The 290-nt window shown below is 42.8% G+C and carries 1 protein-coding gene; it reads left to right on the top strand.

Going from position 1 to position 290, the window contains the following annotated elements; translation table 11 throughout:
• Positions 1 to 290, top strand: a 290-nt coding sequence (locus BLO31_RS14280) for a DDE-type integrase/transposase/recombinase (RefSeq protein ID WP_139159014.1), incomplete at both ends; no start/stop codon positions are given.

Genomic DNA, 290 nt, shown 5'->3' with positions numbered 1-290 from the left:
TCAGAGGAAGGGGTTCACTATCTATCATTGGTGACTGATGCGTTCAGTCGAAAAATTATGGGATATGAACTGAGCAACGAGATGAAGGCAACAGATGTAGTAAAGGCACTCGATATGGCGATAAAAAATCGGCGATATCATTGTTCATGTCTCCACCACTCTGACCGTGGTCTACAGTATTGCTCTAGCACTTATCAAGAAAGGCTTAGAGCGGGTGACATTAAATCTTCGATGACAGATGGATATGATTGCTATCAAAATGCTTTAGCCGAAAGGGTGAATGGCATCCT

The organism is Vibrio sonorensis, from assembly GCF_001854765.1.
GTDB lineage: Bacteria > Pseudomonadota > Gammaproteobacteria > Enterobacterales > Vibrionaceae > Vibrio > Vibrio sonorensis.
This window is presented reverse-complemented; position numbering and strand designations above follow the sequence as displayed.